19 protein-coding genes and 1 pseudogene are annotated in these 21,334 nt (G+C 65.4%); 15 read left to right on the forward strand and 5 right to left on the reverse strand.

Going from position 1 to position 21,334, the window contains the following annotated elements:
• Nucleotides 1-190: pseudogene (locus AWC27_RS31130) on the forward strand (hypothetical protein); the annotation flags it as partial.
• 52 nt (nt 191-242) lie between these two features.
• Here the strand turns inward: AWC27_RS31130 and AWC27_RS14395 are convergent.
• Entirely contained in the window at nt 243-536 is a 294-nt protein-coding gene (locus AWC27_RS14395) for a DUF503 domain-containing protein (RefSeq protein ID WP_085671112.1), read from the reverse strand.
• 8 nt (nt 537-544) lie between these two features.
• Complete coding sequence (gene lppK / locus AWC27_RS14400; protein WP_085671113.1) at nt 545-1,171, reverse strand: lipoprotein LppK; 627 nt, start codon at nt 1,169-1,171, stop codon at nt 545-547.
• A gap of 272 nt (nt 1,172-1,443) precedes the next feature.
• Here lppK and arc point away from each other — a divergent pair, with 272 nt between their 5' ends.
• Nucleotides 1,444-3,273, forward strand: coding sequence for a proteasome ATPase (arc, locus tag AWC27_RS14405; protein ID WP_085671114.1), 1,830 nt, complete (start codon nt 1,444-1,446; stop codon nt 3,271-3,273).
• A 35-nt stretch (nt 3,274-3,308) separates the two neighbouring features.
• A complete protein-coding gene (locus AWC27_RS14410) occupies nt 3,309-5,096 on the forward strand; it encodes a hypothetical protein (protein ID WP_085671115.1) in 1,788 nt (595 codons plus the stop codon).
• Here AWC27_RS14410 and AWC27_RS14415 read toward each other — a convergent pair.
• Nucleotides 5,093-5,728 (reverse strand): hypothetical protein, encoded by a 636-nt coding sequence (locus tag AWC27_RS14415; RefSeq protein WP_085671155.1) that lies wholly within the window; start codon nt 5,726-5,728, stop codon nt 5,093-5,095. The two genes, AWC27_RS14410 and AWC27_RS14415, sit on opposite strands and share 4 nt — an antisense overlap.
• A gap of 10 nt (nt 5,729-5,738) precedes the next feature.
• Nucleotides 5,739-6,923: a hypothetical protein gene (locus AWC27_RS14420; protein ID WP_211281631.1), complete on the reverse strand. Its 1,185-nt coding sequence runs from the start codon at nt 6,921-6,923 to the stop codon at nt 5,739-5,741.
• Nucleotides 6,924-7,229: 306 nt separating this feature from the next.
• On the opposite strand from AWC27_RS14420, the gene dop reads away from it, so the two are divergent.
• The 11 genes from dop (at nt 7,230) to AWC27_RS14475 (ending at nt 19,006) form a co-directional block, all read left to right on the forward strand.
• Nucleotides 7,230-8,726 carry a pup deamidase/depupylase gene (gene dop, locus AWC27_RS14425; RefSeq protein ID WP_211281632.1) on the forward strand — a complete coding sequence of 499 codons (1,497 nt, stop codon included), beginning with the start codon at nt 7,230-7,232 and terminating at the stop codon, nt 8,724-8,726.
• Nucleotides 8,727-8,828: 102 nt separating this feature from the next.
• Nucleotides 8,829-9,023: a ubiquitin-like protein Pup gene (locus AWC27_RS14430; RefSeq protein WP_085671157.1), complete on the forward strand. Its 195-nt coding sequence runs from the start codon at nt 8,829-8,831 to the stop codon at nt 9,021-9,023.
• Nucleotides 9,020-9,877, forward strand: coding sequence for a proteasome subunit beta (gene prcB, locus AWC27_RS14435; protein ID WP_085671117.1), 858 nt, complete (start codon nt 9,020-9,022; stop codon nt 9,875-9,877). The genes AWC27_RS14430 and prcB overlap by 4 nt, the downstream gene beginning before the upstream one ends.
• Entirely contained in the window at nt 9,874-10,638 is a 765-nt protein-coding gene (gene prcA, locus AWC27_RS14440) for a proteasome subunit alpha (protein ID WP_085671118.1), read from the forward strand. The genes prcB and prcA overlap by 4 nt, the downstream gene beginning before the upstream one ends.
• Before the next feature lie 57 nt (nt 10,639-10,695).
• Nucleotides 10,696-12,054: a Pup--protein ligase gene (pafA, locus tag AWC27_RS14445; protein WP_139801853.1), complete on the forward strand. Its 1,359-nt coding sequence runs from the start codon at nt 10,696-10,698 to the stop codon at nt 12,052-12,054.
• Between the two features lie 8 nt (nt 12,055-12,062).
• On the forward strand, nt 12,063-13,055 hold the full coding sequence (locus tag AWC27_RS14450) for a helix-turn-helix transcriptional regulator (RefSeq protein ID WP_085671119.1): 993 nt from the start codon (nt 12,063-12,065) through the stop codon (nt 13,053-13,055).
• Nucleotides 13,052-14,020 carry a helix-turn-helix transcriptional regulator gene (locus AWC27_RS14455; RefSeq protein WP_085671120.1) on the forward strand — a complete coding sequence of 323 codons (969 nt, stop codon included), beginning with the start codon at nt 13,052-13,054 and terminating at the stop codon, nt 14,018-14,020. The genes AWC27_RS14450 and AWC27_RS14455 overlap by 4 nt, the downstream gene beginning before the upstream one ends.
• A gap of 101 nt (nt 14,021-14,121) precedes the next feature.
• The gene (gene tatA / locus AWC27_RS14460) at nt 14,122-14,373 is read left to right on the forward strand and encodes a Sec-independent protein translocase subunit TatA (protein WP_083115492.1); all 252 of its coding nucleotides are present in this window, start codon (nt 14,122-14,124) and stop codon (nt 14,371-14,373) included.
• A gap of 116 nt (nt 14,374-14,489) precedes the next feature.
• Nucleotides 14,490-15,350 carry a twin-arginine translocase subunit TatC gene (tatC, locus tag AWC27_RS14465; protein ID WP_085671121.1) on the forward strand — a complete coding sequence of 287 codons (861 nt, stop codon included), beginning with the start codon at nt 14,490-14,492 and terminating at the stop codon, nt 15,348-15,350.
• Between the two features lie 87 nt (nt 15,351-15,437).
• On the forward strand, nt 15,438-18,179 hold the full coding sequence (locus AWC27_RS14470) for a DEAD/DEAH box helicase (protein ID WP_085671158.1): 2,742 nt from the start codon (nt 15,438-15,440) through the stop codon (nt 18,177-18,179).
• 59 nt (nt 18,180-18,238) lie between these two features.
• The gene (locus AWC27_RS14475; RefSeq protein WP_085671122.1) at nt 18,239-19,006 is read left to right on the forward strand and encodes a DUF4333 domain-containing protein; all 768 of its coding nucleotides are present in this window, start codon (nt 18,239-18,241) and stop codon (nt 19,004-19,006) included.
• Between the two features lie 89 nt (nt 19,007-19,095).
• Here the strand turns inward: AWC27_RS14475 and AWC27_RS14480 are convergent, their stop codons facing one another.
• A complete protein-coding gene (locus AWC27_RS14480) occupies nt 19,096-20,052 on the reverse strand; it encodes a 5'-3' exonuclease (RefSeq protein WP_085671123.1) in 957 nt (318 codons plus the stop codon).
• Nucleotides 20,053-20,181: 129 nt separating this feature from the next.
• Here AWC27_RS14480 and AWC27_RS14485 point away from each other — a divergent pair, with 129 nt between their 5' ends.
• Nucleotides 20,182-21,300 (forward strand): M24 family metallopeptidase, encoded by a 1,119-nt coding sequence (locus AWC27_RS14485; protein ID WP_085671124.1) that lies wholly within the window; start codon nt 20,182-20,184, stop codon nt 21,298-21,300.
• Nucleotides 21,301-21,334: the final 34 nt, after the last annotated feature.

Genomic DNA, 21,334 nt, shown 5'->3' on the forward strand with positions numbered 1-21,334 from the left:
CGGTGGAGACGGCGGAAACGGCAGCAATGGCGGGAACGCCGGCGCGCTCGTCGGCGTCGGCGGTAACGGCGGCAACGCCGGCTCTGGCGGTGCCGGCGCCGGCGGCAGTGCCGACGGTATCGCCGGCACCCGAGGCTTTGGAGGCGCCGGGGGGCTGCTGTTCGGACAGAAAGGCGCAGACGGGTCGTAGCACCCGCCGTGCGGTTGCGTGCACGTCAATTTCCGGCTGTAGTGGACGTCGGCTAGTCGTCGCTGCGGTGCAGGCCCCGGCGCACTGACAGCAACTCGAACTCGGGGTGCGCGGCGACGAGGCGCTCGGCGGCGTCGAGCACATCGACGGCGTGCGCGCGCTCGCCGGAGACCACGGCCACGCCGATGCCCGCGCGTCGGTATAAGTCCTGTGCGCCGGTCTCGGCAGCAGCGACGCTGAGCTTGCGTTGCAGCTCCGCGACGACAGGACGGATCACCGACCGCTTCTGCTTGAGTGATCGCACGTCGCCCAGCAACACGTCGAATTCAAGCCAGCCGATCCACATCTGTGGCCTCAGCCCGGAGGAGCGGGCGCCGGCGCCGGGGTTTCCGAGGGGCTCGGTTCCGGCGCTGGGGCGGGACCGGGCTCCGGAGCCGGCGCCGGAACTGGAGTGGATGGCGGTGTCGAGTTCCGTGAGTTTTGTAGCGCCAGCAGCATTTCCGCGGTTCGCCTGGACAGCTGCCAGCCGCCCTGGGCGGGAGTGAACTCCATCGGAAAGGTGAACTGGCGGTTGTTCGGTTGGGCGGTGGTGACGACGACGGTGGCCATCACGTCGGACGGATTCCGGTCCGACCAGGCAAGGTTGTTGGCCGCAAACGTCATGGGCAGATAGCCGCCATCGCGTGCGGCGGTGGTGAACCGGTCCAGCGCGGCGGCCGTCTCAGGAGTGGAGCCCTCGACGAGGTTCAGCTTGTTGGCTCCCGGGACGCCCGGGTCGGCGAGTCGTGACAACACGTCGGTCAGTGCTTCGGGCGCGGGCAGCGGACCGGTCGGCCGCGCCGGCACCACGCTGGACGTAGCGGGCGGCACCGACGGTTCGGCGGCAGGGGATTTTTTGTGATCGTTTTGCGAACAGCCCACGAGGCTCAGCACCGCCGTGACGATGGCGGTTAAGAGGGGCACGCAAACGATTCGGTGCATCCAGCGGCTACGAGCGGTGGGCGATTGCAATCGAAGTCACACTGGCCGCTCCGGGACCGGTCATCGCGACGGCTTCCATGCCCGTGGCTAGGGATTTCGCAGTCACCGCGATCCTTTCGCTCGGCTCGATCGGAAGCTGAGATTACCAGCGAGACCCAAGTTGTTACTTTTCATCAGCGTTTCGACGCATTTGACTCCGCACATCAAGCGGCAATCGCCGGTAGCGTTGAAGTATCCGCCACGCCATTCCTGGTGCGGGAAAGGAGCGCAACATGGGTGAATCAGAGCGTTCTGAAGCATTCAAGACCCCCCGCGATATCCCCCTGTCCAGCGAAGATGCTGCCGAACTCGAACAGCTGCGGCGTGAAGCAGCGGTGCTGCGCGAGCAACTGGAGAACGCCGCCGGACAGAACAACCCGGCGCGCGCTGCGCGGGATGTCCACCAACTCGAAGCCCGGATCGACTCGCTTGCGGCCCGTAATTCCAAATTAATGGAAACTCTTAAAGAAGCCCGCCAGCAACTGCTGGCACTGCGTGAGGAAGTCGACCGGCTGGGGCAGCCGCCCAGCGGCTACGGCGTCCTACTGTCGGCTCACGACGACGAAACCGTCGACGTGTTCACCTCGGGCCGCAAGATGCGCCTCACGTGCTCGCCCAACATCGACACCAAATCCCTCCGGAAAGGGCAGACGGTCCGGCTCAACGAAGCCCTGACCGTCGTCGAGGCGGGAACCTTCGAATCGGTCGGCGAGATCTCTACGCTGCGTGAGGTTCTCGCCGACGGTCACCGAGCCCTTGTCGTCGGCCACGCCGACGAGGAGCGCATCGTGTGGCTGGCCGAACCGCTGGTCGCCGAGGACCTTCCCGAAGGGCACCCCGACGCCCTCAACGACGACACCCGTCCGCGCAAGTTGCGCCCGGGCGACTCACTGCTGGTCGACACCAAAGCCGGCTACGCCTTCGAGCGCATTCCCAAGGCCGAAGTCGAAGACCTGGTGCTCGAAGAGGTGCCCGACGTCAGCTACGAAGACATTGGCGGCCTCACCCGACAGATCGAGCAGATCCGCGACGCCGTCGAGCTGCCGTTCCTGCACAAGGAGCTCTATCGCGAGTACGCGCTTCGCCCGCCCAAGGGCGTGCTGCTGTACGGTCCGCCCGGCTGCGGCAAGACGCTAATCGCCAAGGCGGTGGCCAACTCGTTGGCCAAGAAGATGGCTGAGGTTCGCGGCGACGACTCGCGTGAGGCCAAGTCGTACTTCCTCAATATCAAGGGCCCCGAACTGCTGAACAAGTTCGTAGGCGAGACCGAGCGTCACATCCGGTTGATCTTCCAGCGGGCGCGCGAAAAGGCGTCCGAAGGCACGCCGGTGATCGTTTTCTTCGACGAGATGGACTCGATCTTCCGCACCCGTGGCACCGGGGTCTCCTCGGACGTCGAGACCACGGTCGTCCCCCAGCTCCTCAGCGAGATCGACGGCGTCGAGGGACTGGAGAACGTCATCGTGATCGGCGCGTCCAACCGCGAGGACATGATCGACCCGGCCATCCTGCGCCCCGGGCGCTTGGACGTGAAGATCAAGATCGAGCGGCCCGACGCCGAGGCGGCCCAGGACATCTACTCGAAGTACCTGACCGAGTCGCTGCCGGTGCACGCCGACGACCTTGCCGAGTTCGATGGTGACCGAACGGCCTGCATCAAGGCAATGATCGAGAAGGTGGTCGACCGGATGTACGCCGAGATCGACGACAACCGGTTCCTGGAGGTCACCTACGCCAACGGTGACAAGGAAGTCATGTACTTCAAAGACTTCAACTCCGGGGCCATGATCCAAAACGTCGTCGACCGGGCTAAGAAGAACGCGATCAAGTCGGTGCTGGAGACCGGGCAGCCGGGTCTGCGCATTCAGCACCTGCTCGACTCGATCGTCGACGAGTTCGCTGAGAACGAGGACCTGCCCAACACCACCAATCCCGATGACTGGGCAAGGATCTCGGGCAAGAAGGGGGAGCGGATCGTCTACATTCGCACCTTGGTCACCGGCAAGTCGTCGAGCGCGTCGCGAGCCATTGACACCGAGTCGAACCTGGGTCAGTACCTGTAGGTAGTTTGTCGGTACCCCCGACTAGCGTCCCAAGGGTGCGCCTTCAATTCGATCCCGGCGACGACGACGCCTATAACGCGGCGCGCGTCGCGCTGCTTGACGAGCTTGACGGTTGGCTGGATCGACCCCCGCCCGAACGGGCCGGAGTGGTCACCGACGTCGAGATATTCCTGGACTGGCGGTATCACGAATCCAGCGGTGTTCTCGACGATTTCGGTCCCGGCGACATCACGCAGTTTCTGCTCGATTGGTGTCCGCGCCGCTTCGCGGGGCAGGTGGATGGCGCCGAATTTCTCTGCAGCGCAGTGGGTGTCTACGTCGACTTCATGGCAGCCAGCGGACGTCTGGTCGGGGGTATCGACCGCGCCAACCGACTGAGGCGCCTGGCCGCCGACCTCGTCCCGAGCGTGCGCGAAGAGATGCGCAGCCCCACTGCCGGCGGTGGTGACTCGGACACCGTCGAGTCATACGAGTTGCCGTTCGTCTACGTCCCGCCGAGGGCTGCGGACGTGGAGGCCGCCGCGGCCGCCGCGCCGTTGCTGGCGAAATTCGATGCCTTGCGCGACTATTTGGGGCCAGACGGCAAGCAGGTGACGGAGGCGGGGAACCTCAAGTTGGCCGACGGCCGTGCGCTGGTTGAGCTCCTTGGCACGGGCGACGAGATGGATGTCAACATCGGCGACAAAACATCGCGCAAGCGCACAACCGCGTGCCTGCGGCGGCTGAACCTCATCGTCGCCTTTGCCAAGGAAGCCGGAGCGGTGCGGATGCATCAACGTCGTTTGGTTCCGGTTAAGGCTTGGCGGGCGCGGTCAGCGGTCGCCCGTGCGGAGGCACTCTTTGCGGCGGTCGTCGAGCTGGGTCCGTCGCAGTCGCAGTCTTCCAGCCGGGTCATGTATTTCAACGAACTTCACGAATTGCTCGACGACGGGATCGTGCATTGGTTGGCTCCGCTGCTCGCGCACGACAACACTGAGCTGCCGTTCGAGTCCTTCATCGAGTGGGCGCAATCCGTACTAAGCCGGCACTTAAACCCCTACTGGGCGGATGAGGACATGCTCGACAAATTTACCGACGAGAACATGAGCTCTATCTTTGAGATCCTCGAGGAGGCCGGCGTAGTGCGATGGACTGACCGACAGGAGGTACCGAAGCGGTTCGGGCGCAGCCACTGGACTGCCGGCACTGTGGCGCTGACCGCCTTCGGCCGTCATGTCCTGCCGGACTATCTCGATAACGCCGGATATGTGCTGCGTCGCGTCGGCGACGTCCAAAATGCCGATGGTGCAGCCTTGATCGACGCGATGTTGACGACGGCTGACACCGGACATGGCGATTTGGTCGCGAACTGGCAGCCTGGCCGTGCTGCCATCGAGCGGGTGCGGATGCTCAGCGAGGCCATCGTGGCGGCCTCCAGCGCCGCCGGCCGGATGATGGGATTTACCGCGCTGCACATGTTCGACATCGAGGAAGCCGAACCGTTTGTCCGGCAGCTGTTGGACACGCCGGTCGCCGGCCATGCGGCGTTGTGGTTGATACAGCGAGGATGCGCGGCTCCCGAGACCCTCGCCAGCTTCGTCGACATCGCGGTACTCGTCGATGTGCTCGCGAGTGATGTGGCTGACCCGGAAGGACTATGTAGCTTCTTCGCTAGCTTGTCCGAGCCGCTGCAGGTGCTCGAAAACATGTGGCGCCATCCCGCGGCCGAGACCGCGGTCGTGCTCGACGCGCTAGGTCAGCACTTGCCGGATAAGGCGCTTGCCAAAGCCGCCCGAAAGGCCGCCGTTCGTCACCGGAGTTGGCTGCCGAACCGCTTGGGTTAGGCACTCGCCAGCGAATAGCTGTTCGTCAGGTCGTCCTGAAGGACTTGGGCAGCCCGTGTCGTGGTGTCGATCCTGAGCTCACTGGGCAGCACACGCGAGTGATAGGACCACCCGTCGGGAAGCTTGAGCCGGTCTGCCAGCTTAGGCAGGTCGGCTCGGGATAGGTTGGGATCCACCACCTGGCTCCAGGTCTGCATTACCCAGCGCTGCCCCCTGGGGTCCTGCAGTTCATAGACCTCTTCGCCCTCGTTGAAGACGAAGACCGTGTTACGGCTCACCTGGTTGACGGTGTAGGGCGCCGGGTTCATCGACGACAGCAGCACGGTGGCCTGCAAGAGCATTTCGATGCCGCCGAAGTTCTTCGTGATCGCCGGCCCCTGAGGGGCTTTCTCAATGGCGTTCATCAGCCAGTAGCGCGGGCCGTTGAGCAGGGCACCCGCCGCGCCGTGTTCCGTCGCGAGTGCTTGCGCGTCCAGCGCAGACCACAGTTCGGCGGGGCAATCGTTGAGCGGGAAGCTGTTGTAGACGCTGGCCTGAGGTCCGGCCTCGCCTGGGGTTACGAGAAGGACCTCCCCATAGCGCTTCCCGGAGATGTCGGTGACTTCTTCTTCGCGGGCATGTTTGGCCGGCACCAGGGTGAAGTTAATCACTCCGCTCAGCGGCGTCAACACGACCCGCGGCGATGTTGCCGCGGTAACGGTTGCGCGCGATCAGCGTGTTGTGCAGATCGTGGATCAGCGGGTCGACGAAGGTCGACCGATAGTCGGCGTCGCCCGCCGCGCGGGCGCTGATGTACATGAATGTCAACGCGCCGAGGAACAGACACAGGTGTACCAGCGAATCGGGCACCGGAACCGTCAGGCCCAGCAGTGTCGAGGTGCCCGATTCCGTGTGTGCCCATTCTTTGAGCAGCGCCGGACTGAGCACGATCAGCCCGAGAATGACGTAAATCGCGGCGGTGAGTGCCGCGACCACCGCGATCTGCGCCAACTGGGATGCGGCGAGGACGAAAACGACGTTGGCCCGCTCGGTTCTGGTGAGCGGTGGGCTGTTGGGCGGATCGGGTATCGCAGCAAAGGGCGTGTCGGTCAGCTCTTCACAGTCCATGGGTACCGCTGTCGGTGACCGCAGCATCGGCTTGACCCGCTCCACCGTGGCCGAAACGACAAATGCGGCGGCGATGCTTGTCAAAAACAGCACCGCCAACGCTAGGCGTTCGCCGCTGATCGTCGCGGACATCAGCCAGACATTGCCATTGAAGAACACCAAGGTGGTCAGCAGAACGACCGGCAGGGCCCGGATCGCCAGCGCCCCAATCGTCGCCAAATGCGACAGCACCATGCGCACCGACCAGCCGACCACCGACCCGATACCGCTGGCGGTGAGCAGCAGTACCGCGACGGCGACGAACGCCGCATCCGGCAGGTGGGATACGGACGTTTCGACGACGATGATGATCGCCACGATGCTCATTGCGACCGTTGCCGCGAGCGAACGCGTCCGGCTGTCCGATAGCCGCGACACCAGCCAGCCGACCAACATGATCAGTGCCGGCGCGACGCCGACCAGACCCAGGATCGCCCACTCTCGCGGACTGGGCGATCCGTCGATGATGACCTCGTCGCCGTGGGTGATCAGCAGGATCGGCAACATCCAGCAATGCAGCGTCGCGTACGCGGCCAGGGCAGGCGCCGACCGGGGCCACAGCCGTCGCCAGCGGGCTCGCTTAGTCAGCACCGACGGGAGGCCGCGATGCAGGAACCACGCTTCAGCCGCAGCCCTCGGGGAGTCCGCGGCTGCTGGCGCCCGGCGCAGGGAAAGGCTCATCCCGAATTACCCTAGTGGCGGTCTGGCGCATTTAGGGGCCGAGCTGACGGCTACAGCTGTGTAGCCAGGGCGGGATCTGCCGAGAATTTCCGCCCTACAAGCACACCCGAGGCCACCACTGCACACTCGATTGTCCGCGTCGGCCACGCACCGCTACGCGCACGCATTATCGCCACGCCTAGCGCGGATTGCGCGCCTCCTCCTCGGCCGCTACGCGGCCGCATCGTCGCCACGCCTAGCGCGCATTGCGCGCCTCCTCCTCGGCCGCTACGCGGCCGCATCGTCGCCACGCCTAGGCTTTACCGCATGCAACGGATTATCGGAACGGAGGTTGAGTACGGCATCTCATCGCCGTCGGACCCGACCGCCAACCCGATCCTCACCTCGACGCAGGCAGTGCTCGCCTACGCCGCCGCCGCCGGCATTCAGCGCGCCAAGCGCACCCGCTGGGATTACGAGGTGGAATCGCCGCTGCGAGATGCCCGCGGCTTCGACCTGAGCCGCTCGGCCGGCCCACCGCCGGTGGTCGACGCCGACGAGGTCGGCGCGGCGAACATGATCCTGACCAACGGCGCGCGCCTCTACGTCGACCATGCCCACCCGGAATACTCCGCGCCGGAGTGCACCGACCCCCTTGACGCGGTGATCTGGGATAAGGCCGGCGAACGGGTGATGGAGGCGGCCGCCCGGCACGTCGCCAGCGTTCCCGGAGCCGCGAAACTGCAGCTCTACAAGAACAACGTCGACGGCAAGGGCGCCTCATACGGGGCCCACGAGAACTACCTGATGAGCCGCCAGACGCCGTTTTCGGCCATCATCGCCGGCCTGACGCCGTTCTTCGTTTCCCGGCAAGTGGTGACCGGCTCCGGGCGCGTCGGCATCGGGCCCTCCGGTGATGAACCGGGCTTCCAACTGTCCCAGCGCTCCGACTACATCGAGGTCGAGGTCGGCCTGGAAACCACTCTCAAACGCGGCATCATCAACACTCGCGACGAACCGCACGCCGACGCCGACCGGTACCGCCGGCTGCACGTCATCATCGGCGACGCCAACCTTGCCGAGACGTCGACCTACCTCAAGCTCGGCACCACCGCCCTGGTGCTCGACCTGATCGAAGAGGGCATCGATCTGACCGATCTGGCCCTGGCCCGCCCGGTACACGCGGTGCACGCGATCAGCCGCGATCCCTCGCTGCGCCAGACCGTGGCCCTGGTCGACGGACGCGAGCTGACCGGCCTTGCGCTGCAACGGATCTACCTCGACCGGGTGGCCAAGCTGGTCGACAGCCGCGACCCCGACCCCCGCGCCGCTCACATCGTGGAAACCTGGGCCCATGTGCTCGACCAACTCGAGCGTGATCCGATGGACTGCGCCGAATTGCTGGACTGGCCGGCCAAGCTGCGATTGCTCGAGGGTTTCCGGCACCGGGAGAACCTGAGCTGGTCGGCGCCCCGGCTGCACCTCGTTGACCTGCAGTACTCCGATGTCCGGCTGGACAAAGGCCTCTACAACCGCTTGGTCGCGCGGGGCTCGATGAAGCGTCTGGTGACCGAGCACCAGGTGCTTGAGGCGGTGGATAATCCGCCGACGGACACTCGCGCATACTTCCGCGGCGAGTGCTTGCGCCGGTTCGGCGCCGACATCGCCGCGGCCAGTTGGGACTCGGTGATTTTCGACCTGGGTGGCGATTCGCTCGTTCGCATCCCAACGCTCGAGCCGCTGCGCGGCAGCAAGGCACATGTCGGAGCGCTATTGGACTCGGTGGACAGCGCAGTGGAACTGGTAGAACAACTAACCAGTTAAGGGCTATAAGCCGGGAAACGTCAGTGTTGACCGGTAGGGTGGAGAAAAGCCAACGGGCGGATGGACACGTACCCGCGGCCCGCGACGAACCAGGAGGCGGCGATGGCTCAGGAGCAAACCAAACGTGGCGGTGGCGGTGGAGACGAGGACGACCTCACCGGTACCACGGCCGCGGGCCAGGAGCGTCGCGAAAAGCTGACCGAGGAAACCGACGACCTGCTCGACGAGATCGACGATGTCCTTGAGGAAAACGCTGAGGACTTCGTCCGCGCGTACGTCCAAAAGGGCGGACAGTGATCTGGCCGTTCCCCGATCGCCTGTCAACCAATCAGCCCGCCGTAGACCTGTCATCTTTCGCTGACTTTCTGCGCCGTCAGGCACCGGATTTGCTGCCCGCAAGCCTCAGCGGTGGCGTCCAATCCGCCGGTGACCAGCTGCCGCACGGCACCACGATCGTGGCCCTGAAATACCCCGGCGGTGTCGTCATCGCCGGGGACCGGCGCTCGACGCAGGGCAACATGATCGCAGGTCGCGATGTGCAGAAGGTGTACATCACCGACGACTACACGGCCACGGGCATCGCCGGTACCGCAGCCATCGCAGTGGAATTCGCCCGGCTGTACGCGGTCGAACTCGAGCACTACGAGAAGCTCGAAGGCGTACCGCTCACCTTCGCCGGCAAGGTAAACCGGCTGGCGATCATGGTGCGGGGCAATCTGGCCGCCGCGATGCAGGGGCTGGTGGCGCTCCCGCTACTGGCGGGCTACGACATCCACGCATCCGATCCGGAATCCGCGGGTCGCATCGTGTCGTTCGACGCCGCCGGTGGCTGGAACATCGAAGAAGAGGGCTACCAGTCGGTGGGATCGGGGTCGATCTTCGCCAAGTCGTCGATAAAGAAGCTGTACTCGCGCGTCACCGACGCCGATTCGGCGTTGCGGGTCGCCGTCGAGTCGCTTTACGACGCCGCTGACGACGACTCAGCCACCGGCGGGCCGGACCTGGTCCGCGGCATCTACCCGACGGCCGTCACCATCGACGCCGACGGCGCCGCCGACGTGGCGGAGAGCAGAATAGCCGAACTCGCCCGCGAGATCATCGAAAGCCGTTCGCGGGCAGACACTTTCGGTCCCGATGGCGGTGAAAAGTGAGCTTCCCGTATTTCATCTCGCCTGAGCAGGCGATGCGCGAGCGCAGCGAGCTCGCGCGCAAGGGCATTGCTCGCGGCCGCAGTGTGGTCGCGCTGGCTTACGCCGGAGGTGTGCTGTTCGTCGCGGAAAATCCGTCGCGGTCGCTGCAAAAGATCAGCGAACTCTACGACCGGGTGGGCTTTGCGGCCGCTGGAAAGTTCAACGAGTTCGATAACCTGCGCCGCGGTGGCATTCAGTTCGCAGACACGCGCGGCTACGCCTACGACCGCCGCGACGTCACCGGCCGGCAGCTGGCCAACGTCTACGCGCAAACACTGGGCAGCATCTTCACCGAGCAGGCCAAGCCCTATGAAGTCGAACTGTGTGTGGCCGAAGTCGCGCACTACGGCGAAACCAAACCGCCCGAGCTCTACCGGATTACCTACGACGGGTCGATTGCCGACGAGCCGCACTTCGTGGTGATGGGTGGCACGACCGAACCGATTACCAACGCGCTCAAGGAGTCCTACGCCGAGAACGCCGATCTGCCCGACGCGGTACGGATCGCGGTGCAGGCGTTGCGGGCGAGCACTCCGGAGAACTCGGGCAACGGTCAACCCGCACTCGGAGTGGGCAGCCTTGAAGTCGCCATTCTCGACGCCAACCGGCCGCGGCGGGCGTTCCGGCGGATCACCGGTACCGCGCTGGAGACGCTGCTGCAGGAACTTGATGCCAAGGGCAAGAAAAAAGCCGCGAAATCCGACGAAAAGTCTTCGGACTAGCGCCCCCTTGGCGCGGCTTGCTCACCGTGGTCCTCGGACAACTTGTACTCTCGATATGTGCAGCGACGAATCATGGGCATCGAGACCGAGTTCGGTGTCACCTGCACCTTCCACGGTCATCGTCGGCTCTCTCCGGACGAGGTGGCCCGCTACCTGTTCCGCCGGGTGGTCTCCTGGGGTCGCAGCTCCAATGTCTTCCTGCGTAACGGGGCCCGCCTCTACCTCGATGTAGGCAGTCATCCCGAATACGCCACCGCCGAGTGCGACAGCCTGGTGCAGCTGGTCACCCATGACCGGGCCGGTGAGTGGGTGCTCGAAGATCTCCTTATCGACGCCGAGCAACGGCTTGCCGACGAGGGCATCGGCGGCGACATTTACCTGTTCAAGAACAACACCGATTCAGCGGGCAACTCTTACGGCTGCCACGAGAATTACCTGATCGTGCGGGCCGGTGAGTTCTCCCGGATTTCCGACGTGCTGCTGCCGTTCCTGGTCACTCGCCAGTTGATCTGCGGAGCGGGCAAGGTGCTGCAGACTCCGAAGGCGGCCACTTTCTGCTTGAGCCAACGCGCTGAACACATTTGGGAAGGCGTCTCGTCGGCCACCACCCGCAGCCGCCCCATCATCAACACCCGAGACGAGCCGCATGCCGACGCCGAGAAGTACCGTCGGCTGCACGTCATTGTCGGCGACTCGAACATGTGCGAGACCACCACGATGCTTAAGGTGGGCACCGCGGCGCTGGTACTCGAGATGATCGAATCGGGGGTGGCGTTCCGCGACTTTTCGCTGGACAACCCGATCCGCGCCATCCGCGAGGTCAGCCACGACGTCACCGGCCGTCGGCCGGTCCGGTTGGCCGGCGGGCGCCAGGCCAGCGCGCTGGACATTCAGCGCGAGTACTACACCCGTGCCGTCGAGCATCTGCAGACTCGTGAGCCCAACGCGCAGATCGAGCAGGTCGTGGATCTGTGGGGCCGCCAGCTCGATGCCGTGGAGAGCCAGGATTTCGCAAAGGTGGACACCGAGATCGACTGGGTGATCAAGCGCAAGCTGTTCCAGCGCTATCAGGACCGCTACAACATGGAACTGTCGGACCCCAAGATCGCGCAACTCGATCTGGCCTACCACGACATCAAGCGTGGGCGCGGTGTCTTCGATCTGCTGCAGCGCAAGGGCCTGGCGTCGCGCGTCACCACGGACGAGGAAATAGCCGAGGCCGTCGACCACCCGCCGCAGACCACCCGCGCCAGGTTGCGGGGCGAATTCATCAGCGCCGCACAAGCCGCCGGCCGGGATTTCACCGTCGACTGGGTGCATCTCAAACTGAACGACCAGGCGCAGCGCACGGTGTTGTGCAAGGACCCCTTCCGGGCGGTCGATGAAAGAGTCAAACGGCTGATCGCGAGCATGTAACCAAGCGAATGCCTACCTCGAAAGTCGAACGGCTGGTAAATCTCGTCATCGCGCTGCTGTCCACTCGCGGCTACATCACGGCCGAGAAGATCAGGACCAGCGTGGCGGGGTACGCGGAGAGTCCCAGCGCCGAAGCGTTTTCCCGGATGTTCGAGCGCGACAAGAACGAGCTGCGTGACCTCGGCATTCCGCTTGAAGTCGGCAGGGTGTCACACCTGGACCCCACCGAGGGTTACCGCATCAATCGAGACGCCTACGCGTTGCCTCCCGTCGAGCTAACCCCGGACGAGGCGGCTGCGGTGGCGGTGGCCACCCAACTCTGGGAGTCGCCAGAATTGATAACCGCGACCCAAGGCGCCCTGCTCAAGCTGCGGGCGGCCGGCGTGGACGTCGACCCGTTCGATTCGGGGACTCCGGTGGCAATCGCCTCGCCGGCCGGCGTCCCGGGTCTGCGTGGTTCGGAAGACGTGCTCGGAATCCTGTTGTCGGCCATCGATTCTCGGCAGGCGGTGCAGTTTCCGCATCGGTCCTCGCGCACCGAACCGTTCACCACCAGAACCGTCGAACCGTGGGGCGTGGTCACCGACAAGGGCCGTTGGTATCTCGTCGGCCACGACCGCGACCGTGATGCCACCCGCACCTTCCGGCTGTCTCGGATCGGCGCCGAGGTGACCCCCATCGGCCCGGCCGGCGCGGTCACCGTGCCTGACGGCGTAGATCTGCGCGCGATCGTGGCCCGCACGGTCGCGCAGACACCGACCGGTACCCGGGCGGCGGTATGGGTGGCCGACGGGCGGGGGACTGGGCTGCGACGTGCCGGGCGGTCGGCGGGACCCAGGCAGCTCGGTGGCCGCGACGGCGAAGTCATCGAGCTGGACGTCGTGGCCAGCGACCGGTTAGCGCGTGACATCACCGGCTATGGCGCCGACGCCATCGTGTTGGAGCCGCCGTCATTGCGCGACGAGGTGTTGGCGCGGTTGCGGGCCCAGGCGGCCCCATGACTCCCGTCTCGACTCGGTTGGTGCGGCTGCTGAACATGGTGCCGTACTTCCAGGCCAACCCGAAGATCACCCGCGCCGAGGCGGCCGCCGAACTCGGCGTCACCACCAAACAGCTGGAGGAGGACCTCAACCAGCTGTGGATGTGCGGATTACCCGGCTATTACCCAGGTGATCTCATCGATTTCGAGTTCTCCGGCGACACCATCGAGGTGACATTTTCAGCGGGCATCGACCGGCCGCTCAAGCTGACGTCGCCCGAGGCCACCGGGCTGCTGGTGGCGCTGCGCGCGATGGGCGACATTCCGGGCGTGGTCGATCCGCAGGCGGCGCGCAGCGCCATCGTCAAGATCGCGGCCGCAGCCGGCGCCGTCTCCAACGGGGGTACGGTGACCGCCGTCGAGGAGCAGGCGCCCATCGAGAACCGGGCCGCGGCGGTGGTGCGTGCGGCAGTGCGCGACAAGCGCGCGCTGACCATCGACTATTACTCCGCCTCGCATGACACGCTGACCACCCGGACCGTGGACCCCATCCGGGTGCTGCTGATCGGAGGTCAGAGCTATTTGGAAGCGTGGTCACGCGAGGCCGAAGGGGTCCGGCTGTTTCGCTTCGACCGGATCGTCGACGCCGTCGAGCTCGGGGAGCCGGCCATGCCACCGGAACCGGTGTTGCAGGCACCGCCGGACACCTCGCTTTTCGACGGCGACCCGGCACTGCCGTCGGCGACGCTGCGGATAGCCCCGTCGGCGTCGTGGATGTTCGAGTATTACCCGATGCGCGACGTGCGCGAGCTACCCGACGGTTTCTGCGAGGCAGCCATGACCTATGCCTCTGAAGATTGGATGACGCGCCTGGTGCTGGGCTTTGGTTCCGATGTGCAAGTACTGGCGCCGGAGTCGTTGGCCCAGCGGGTGCGAGCAGCCGCGGTCGCGGCAGTACAGGCCTACCAGGCGGCTGACCAGGGCTGATACCGCTGCTCTCAGCGGCGCGCGCGGCCGGCACTGCTTGCTTGTCCCGGAGAGGGGGCTTGGCTGCGGTACCATCGGGTCAACGTCTGGAGGTAATCAAAGTGGGCAGTCTTAGTCCGTGGCACTGGGCGATCCTCGCTGTGGTGGTGATCGTGCTGTTCGGTGCCAAGAAGCTCCCCGATGCGGCGCGCTCGTTGGGCAAGTCAATGCGAATCTTCAAGTCCGAGGTCCGCGAGATGCAGAACGAGCACAAGACCGAAGCATCCATCGAGAGCCCCACGCCGGTGCAGTCGCAGCGTGTCGACCCGCCAACCACTGCGGAGCCCGGTCACACCGAGGCGCGGCCGGCGTAGCCCGGCATCACTGACCGAATGCCGTGAACGGTCCCCGGGTTTCTGCGCGCGCCTTCGGTCTTCTCAAACGGCTCAATCCGCGTCAAAGGCGCAGCCGAGTCAATCCTGACGCGACCATGTCGTTGGTCGACCATCTGACGGAGTTGCGCACCCGGCTGCTGATTTCGATGGCGGCGATCCTGGCCACCACGATTTTCGGGTTCATCTGGTACTCGCATTCGGTCTTCGGGCTGGAGAGTCTCGGTGAGTGGCTGCGGCACCCCTATTGCTCGCTGCCGCAGTCGGCGCGGGCGGACATCAGCGCGGACGGGCAGTGTCGGTTGTTGGCCACCGCGCCGTTCGACCAATTCATGCTGCGGCTCAAGGTCGGCATGACGGCTGGGGTCGTGCTGGCCTGCCCGGTGTGGTTCTACGAGTTGTGGGCCTTCATCACTCCCGGTCTGTACAAGAAGGAGCGCCGCTTCGCCATCGCGTTCGTGATCCCGGCGGCGCTGTTGTTCGTCGCGGGCGCGGTGCTGGCCTACCTGGTGTTGTCCAAGGCGCTGGGCTTTCTGTTGACCGTCGGCAGCGACGTGCAGGTGACCGCCCTGTCCGGCGATCGGTACTTCGGCTTCCTGATCAATCTGCTGGTGGTCTTCGGGGTCAGTTTCGAGTTTCCGTTGCTGATCGTGATGCTCAACATGATCGGCGTCCTGACCTATGAGCGGCTCAAGTCGTGGCGGCGTGGTCTGATCTTCGGGATGTTCGTGTTCGCGGCGGTGTTCACGCCGGGTTCCGATCCGTTTTCGATGACAGCACTGGGCATGGCGTTGACGGTATTGCTGGAGTTCGCCATTCAGATCGCCCGCATCCACGACAGGCGAAAAGCCAAGCGTGAAGCCATCGCGATACCGGACGATGAGGCGTCGGTCATCGATCCGCCAGCGCCGGTGCCGGCGCCGTCCGTCATTGGCGGACCGCATGACGACGTCACCTAGCCTCGACCCCCGCGAGCGTGCGGGTCGGTACGCTGACACGCCGCTATTGACGTACTTTTGCGCACCCTCGCGGGACGAGACGGCGGCGTGACCGATCTCGTCGAGCTGCCCGGGTTCGCCGCCGAGTTGCCCTTTGCACTCGACGACTTTCAACATCGAGCCTGCGCCGCGCTGGAGGGCGGTCACGGCGTGCTGGTCTGCGCGCCCACCGGTGCGGGCAAAACGGTCGTCGGCGAATTCGCCGTACACCTGGCATTGGCCGCCGGAGGTAAGTGCTTCTACACCACACCGCTGAAGGCGCTGAGCAATCAGAAACACACCGACCTCGCGGTGCGCTACGGCAAAGACAGGATTGGCCTGCTGACCGGCGACGTCTCCGTCAACGCCGACGCGCCCGTCGTGGTGATGACGACCGAAGTGCTGCGCAACATGCTATACGCCGATTCGCCTGCGCTGCAAGGACTTTCGTACGTAGTGATGGACGAGGTGCATTTCCTCGCCGACCGGATGCGGGGGCCGGTGTGGGAGGAGGTGATCCTGCATCTGCCCGAGGAGGTGCGTTTGGTCAGCCTCTCGGCGACGGTGAGCAACGCCGAAGAATTCGGTGGCTGGATCCAAACCGTCCGCGGCGATACGACGGTGGTGGTCGACGAGCACCGGCCGGTCCCGCTGTGGCAACACGTCTTGGTGGGTAAGCGCCTTTTCGATCTGTTCGACTACCGGGCTGAGACCGGTGCCAAAGACAAACCGCACGTCAACCCCGACCTGCTGCGCCACATCGCGCATCGGCGCGAGGCCGACCGGATGGGTGACTGGCAGCCCCGTCGGCGCTCACCGCGTCAACAGCAGGGCCGTCCCCGGTTCTATCGGCCACCCTCGCGGCCGGATGTGATCGCCATGCTTGATGCCGCCGGCCTGTTGCCGGCGATCACCTTCGTGTTCTCCCGGGCGGGTTGTGACGCCGCGGTCGCTCAGTGCCTGCGCTCGCCACTGCGTTTGACCACCGAAGCAGAGCGCGCCCGGATCGCCGAAGTCATCGACCACCGCTGCGGCGATCTCGCCGACGCCGACCTGGCGGTGCTCGGCTACTACGAATGGCGGGAAGGCTTGCTGCGCGGACTGGCCGCCCACCACGCCGGGATGTTGCCCGCGTTCCGCCACACCGTGGAGGAGTTATTTGCCGCAGGTCTGGTCAAGGCTGTGTTCGCCACCGAAACCTTGGCCCTCGGTATCAACATGCCGGCCCGCACCGTGGTGCTGGAGCGGCTGGTGAAGTTCAACGGCGAACAACACGTGCCGCTGACGCCGGGGGAGTACACGCAGCTGACCGGCCGGGCGGGCAGACGCGGTATCGACGTGGAAGGCCACGCGGTGGTGCTCTGGCATCCCACCGACGCAACCTCGGAGCCGTCCGAGGTGGCTGGGCTGGCCTCTACTCGCACCTTCCCGCTGCGCAGCTCGTTTGCCCCGTCCTACAACATGACGATCAACCTGGTGCACCGATTGGGTCCAGAACAGGCCCACCAGCTGCTTGAGCAGTCTTTCGCCCAATATCAAGCCGACCGATCCGTCGTCGGGATCGTCCGCGGCATTGAGCGGGGCACGCGGATGCTCGATGAGATCGCCGCCGAACTCGGTGGGCACGAAGCGCCCATCCTCGACTATGCCCGGATGCGCGCGCGGATTTCGGAGCTGGAGCGTTCGCAGGCCCGCGCGAGCCGGCTGCAGCGCCGCCAGGCCGCCAGTGACGCCCTGGCGGCGCTGCGCCGTGGCGACATCATCACCATTACCCAGGGTCGCCGCGGCGGCCTCGCGGTGGTATTGGAATCGGCTCGGGACAGCGAGGACCCGCGGCCGCTGGTGCTGACCGAACATCGCTGGGCGGGCCGTATCTCGTCGGCCGACTATTCGGGTGCGACGCCGCCGGTCGGGTCGATGACGCTGCCCAAACGCGTCGAGCATCGTCAGCCGCGGGTTCGACGCGATCTGGCTTCGGCGCTGCGATCGGCGGCAGCAGAACTCGTGCTTCCCAACACGCGCCGCGCCAAGGAGGGCGCGGTTCACGATCCGCAGCTGGCGACATTGCGGGAGGAGTTGCGCCGTCATCCCGCCCACAGCTTCCCCGATCGAGAAGAACAGATGCGTCAGGCCGAACGTTATCTCCGTATCGAACGGGACAACGGGCAACTGGAGAAGAAGGTCACCGCTGCCACCAACTCCTTGGCACGCACGTTCGACCGGATCGTCGGGCTGCTCACCGAACGTGAGTTCATTACGGGCCCGGCAACCGATCCCCAGGTCACCGACGATGGCCGCCTGCTGGCCCGAATCTACAGTGAGAGCGACCTTTTGGTGGCCGAGTGTCTGCGGACCGCGGCCTGGGCCGGTTTGAAGCCGCCCGAGCTCGCGGCGGTGGTCTCGGCGGTGCTCTACGAATCGCGTGGCGACGGCTCAAGTGCCCCCTTCGGCGCCGATGTGCCCACCCCGAAACTGCGCCAGGCGCTGAACCAGACATTGAGGCTGTCCACGGAGTTGCGCGCGGACGAGCAGACCCACCGCATCGCCCCGAGCCGCGAACCCGACGACGGTTTTGTCAGCGTGATCTATCGCTGGGCGCGCACCGGTGACCTGGCCGCCGCATTGGACGTCGCCGACGGGATCGGCACTGGGTCTCCTTTGTCGGCAGGCGATTTCGTACGCTGGTGCCGTCAGGTGCTCGACCTACTGGATCAAGTTCGCAACGCCGCCCCGGACCCGGAAGTACGGGCCGCCGCCAAGCGCGCTATCAATGACATTCGGCGCGGCGTCGTCGCAGTTGACGCCGGGTAGGCTGGGCCGAAGCTACGGTTACATCGAAGAATGCGACCAGCACGGACTGAGGAGAGACGATGAGCGGACCGCAGGGATCAGACCCTAGGCAGCCGTGGCAACAGCCCGGCCAGGGGGGCGATCATTCCTCGGACCCGACGATGGCCGGATCGCCCTGGCAGCAGCAGCCGGGGCAAGGCCAGGACGCGACGTGGCACGCTCCGGCGTACACGCCCACCGAATACCCCCAGTACCAGCAGCCGGCGGATCCGGCCTACCCGCAGCAGTACCCGCAGTCCGCGCCCGGATATGGGCAACCCGACTTCAACTCGCAGGCGACCCAGTACGGCGCCCCGCCGCAGTACCAGCAACCAGGCCAGTACCAGCAACCGGGGCAGTACGGTCAGCCGCCGCAATACGGTCAGCCCGGGCAGCCGGGACAGCCCCCGCAATATGCCCCACCCGGCCAGTACCCCGGGCAGCCCTATGACCAGTCCGGGAAGGGCACAAAGCGTTCCACCGGCTTGGTCCTGGGCGTGGTTGGCGGCATCGTCGCGCTGTTCGTCATCGGTATCCTGATCACCGGTTTCTGGCAACCCGGATTCTTCGTCACCACGAAGCTGGACATCAATAAGGCCAACTCCGGTGTGCAGCAAATCCTCACCGACGAGACCACCGGCTACGGCGCCAAGAACGTCAAAGACGTCAAGTGCAACAACGGCACAGACCCCACCGTCAAAAAGGGAGCAACCTTCGAGTGCACCGTCAGCATCGACGGCGCGGCAAAGCATGTGACGGTGACGTTCCAGGACGACAAGGGCACCTACGAGGTCGGCCGCCCGCAATAGAACGGTGTCTGGCTTTCAGAGCGCTGCACGGCCGCCCAGGCGACCCATGATGCAGTCTGAGAGTCGATATCGCATGCGCTAGCTCTTGGTCACCCGGGCAGCGCGTCGAGCGCTTTCTGCAGTCGGCCGATCGACGACCCAACGCCGTATCGGCTGGCCAGTTCGGCGGTACGTTTGGCGTCGGCGGCTGCCAGCGGCAACTTGTCTGTCGGCGTTGACAACGTGACCGGTGCGTCGGTGGCAACGCGAACCACTTGGCCCGCCGCCTCGATGTAATCCGTTGCGGCGCGCAATTTGGTGCGTAGTCCCTTGGGCATCTTGGATTTCGGATCTTGGGCGGCCGCCACGATGTTCTCCAGTGAGCCGTGCTGAGCCAGCAACGTTGCAGCCGTCTTTTCGCCGACGCCTGGCACGCCCGGCAGGCCGTCGGACGGATCGCCGCGCAGCAACGCGAGTTCGGCGTAGGCCGCGCCGGCTCGATCCGCTGGGACGCCATAGTGTTCGGCCACTTCGGCGGGCCCGAACAAGGTGGCCTTGGACAGCCCGCGGCCCAGGTAGAGCACTCGAACGGGGACGGGATCGTCGGCAACGACTTGCAACAGATCGCGATCTCCGCTGACGACGACCACCGGATCGCTGCGTTCCTGTGCCGCCAACGTGCCCAATACGTCGTCGGCCTCATAGCCCGGTGAACCCGCGGTGGGAATTCCGAAGGCGTCCAGTAGCTCCATGATCATGTCGACCTGCGGGGTCAGTTCGTCGGGTACTTCCTCGATGTCGGGTTGGCCCTCGGGCTCGGGCTCGGCAACCCGATGCGCCTTGTAGGAGGGGATGAGGTCCACCCGGAACTGGGGTCGCCAATCCAGGTCTAGGCACACCGCGAGGCGGCTTGGACGATGCTGGTTGATCACCACGGCCATGGAGTCGATGAAGCCCCGCACTGCGTTGACCGGGCGGCCGTCGGGAGCCTTGATCGACGACGGCACCCCGAAGAACGAGCGAAACCACATGCTGGCGCCGTCGAGTAGCAGCAGTGGCGATTGCATACGCCGCGGGTCGCCACTCGTCGAGCTTGGGGGTGCGGGCATGCCAACAATCCTGCCAGGCTGCTGTATTGGCCTGGCGACGAAGCGGGCGGGGAAGAGCGGGGCAATCAAGGCATTAGCCTGGCTGGCGTGGACTCTCGATTCGACGCCGCGGTGTATCTCCGGCGGTTGACCGCGGCCGCGGCCGGGGCCGCTAACGCCGGGTTGGCCGGCTTGGTGATCACTCCGGGCTACGACCTGCGTTACCTCATCGGCTCGCGTGCTGACACGTTCGAGCGCCTGACTGCGCTAGTGGTGCCGGCTGCTGGTGAGCCGACCATGGTGCTGCCGCGACTAGAGTTGGCTTCGCTCAAGGACTCCGCTGCGGTGGAATTGGGCCTGGCCGTGCGGGATTGGGTCGATGGCGAAAATCCGTATCGGTTGGTCAGTGCTGCCTTGGGCGGCGTCCGGGCGGCTGTCACCGACTCCATGCCGGCATTGCATTTGCTGCCGCTAGCGAATGTTCTTGGCGTGACACCGATATTGGCCACCGATGTGCTGCGTAAGTTGCGCATGGTTAAGGAGGCCGCCGAGATAGACGCGCTGCGCAAGGCCGGCGCGGCGATCGACCGGGTGCATGCCCGGGTGCCGGAGTTCTTGGTACCGGGCCGCACTGAGGCCGACGTAGCCGCTGATATCGCCGAAGCGATTGTCGCCGAGGGACATTCGGAGGTGGCGTTCATCATTGTGGGCTCCGGGCCGCATGGCGCTGACCCGCATCACGGATATTCGGATCGCGAACTGCAGGCAGGAGACATCGTCGTCGTCGACATCGGCGGGACATATGGACCCGGCTACCACTCCGACTCAACCCGTACCTACAGCATTGGTGAGCCTGATCCTGAGGTGGCGCAACAATATTCATTACTCCAGCGGGCACAGCGCGCTGCCTACGATGCGGTTCGCCCGGGGGTGACGGCCGAGCAGGTCGATGCCGCGGCCCGCTCGGTGTTGGCCGATGCCGGGCTCGCGGAGTATTTCGTGCACCGCACTGGACACGGCATCGGGCTGTGCGTGCATGAAGAGCCCTACATCGTGTCCGGCAATGCTCTGCCGCTAGCAGCGGGCATGGCGTTTTCCATCGAGCCGGGTATCTATTTCCCGGGGCGGTGGGGGGCGCGCATCGAGGACATCGTCGTTGTGACCGAGGACGGTGCCCAATCCGTCAACAACCGGCCGCACGAGCTGACCGTGGTGCCTGTGTCCTAGCGGCGAGATGTCGGATGCGCCAAGTAGGTTGGCG

It is taken from the genome of Mycobacterium szulgai (genome assembly GCF_002116635.1).
In the GTDB taxonomy this organism is placed as follows: Bacteria; Actinomycetota; Actinomycetes; order Mycobacteriales; family Mycobacteriaceae; genus Mycobacterium; species Mycobacterium szulgai.

What these genes read in the sequence shown, in the direction of transcription:
- arc (WP_085671114.1), top strand. Translation starts at nt 1,444, where the DNA reads ATGGGTGAATCAGAGCGTTCTGAAGCATTCAAGACCCCCCGCGATATC.
- lppK (WP_085671113.1), bottom strand. Translation starts at nt 1,171, where the DNA reads ATGCACCGAATCGTTTGCGTGCCCCTCTTAACCGCCATCGTCACGGCG.
- tatC (WP_085671121.1), top strand. Translation starts at nt 14,490, where the DNA reads ATGTCGTTGGTCGACCATCTGACGGAGTTGCGCACCCGGCTGCTGATT.
- AWC27_RS14480 (WP_085671123.1), bottom strand. Translation starts at nt 20,052, where the DNA reads ATGCAATCGCCACTGCTGCTACTCGACGGCGCCAGCATGTGGTTTCGC.
- dop (WP_211281632.1), top strand. Translation starts at nt 7,230, where the DNA reads ATGCAACGGATTATCGGAACGGAGGTTGAGTACGGCATCTCATCGCCG.
- AWC27_RS14395 (WP_085671112.1), bottom strand. Translation starts at nt 536, where the DNA reads ATGTGGATCGGCTGGCTTGAATTCGACGTGTTGCTGGGCGACGTGCGA.
- AWC27_RS14430 (WP_085671157.1), top strand. Translation starts at nt 8,829, where the DNA reads ATGGCTCAGGAGCAAACCAAACGTGGCGGTGGCGGTGGAGACGAGGAC.
- AWC27_RS14475 (WP_085671122.1), top strand. Translation starts at nt 18,239, where the DNA reads ATGAGCGGACCGCAGGGATCAGACCCTAGGCAGCCGTGGCAACAGCCC.
- AWC27_RS14450 (WP_085671119.1), top strand. Translation starts at nt 12,063, where the DNA reads ATGCCTACCTCGAAAGTCGAACGGCTGGTAAATCTCGTCATCGCGCTG.
- AWC27_RS14455 (WP_085671120.1), top strand. Translation starts at nt 13,052, where the DNA reads ATGACTCCCGTCTCGACTCGGTTGGTGCGGCTGCTGAACATGGTGCCG.
- AWC27_RS14420 (WP_211281631.1), bottom strand. Translation starts at nt 6,923, where the DNA reads ATGAGCCTTTCCCTGCGCCGGGCGCCAGCAGCCGCGGACTCCCCGAGG.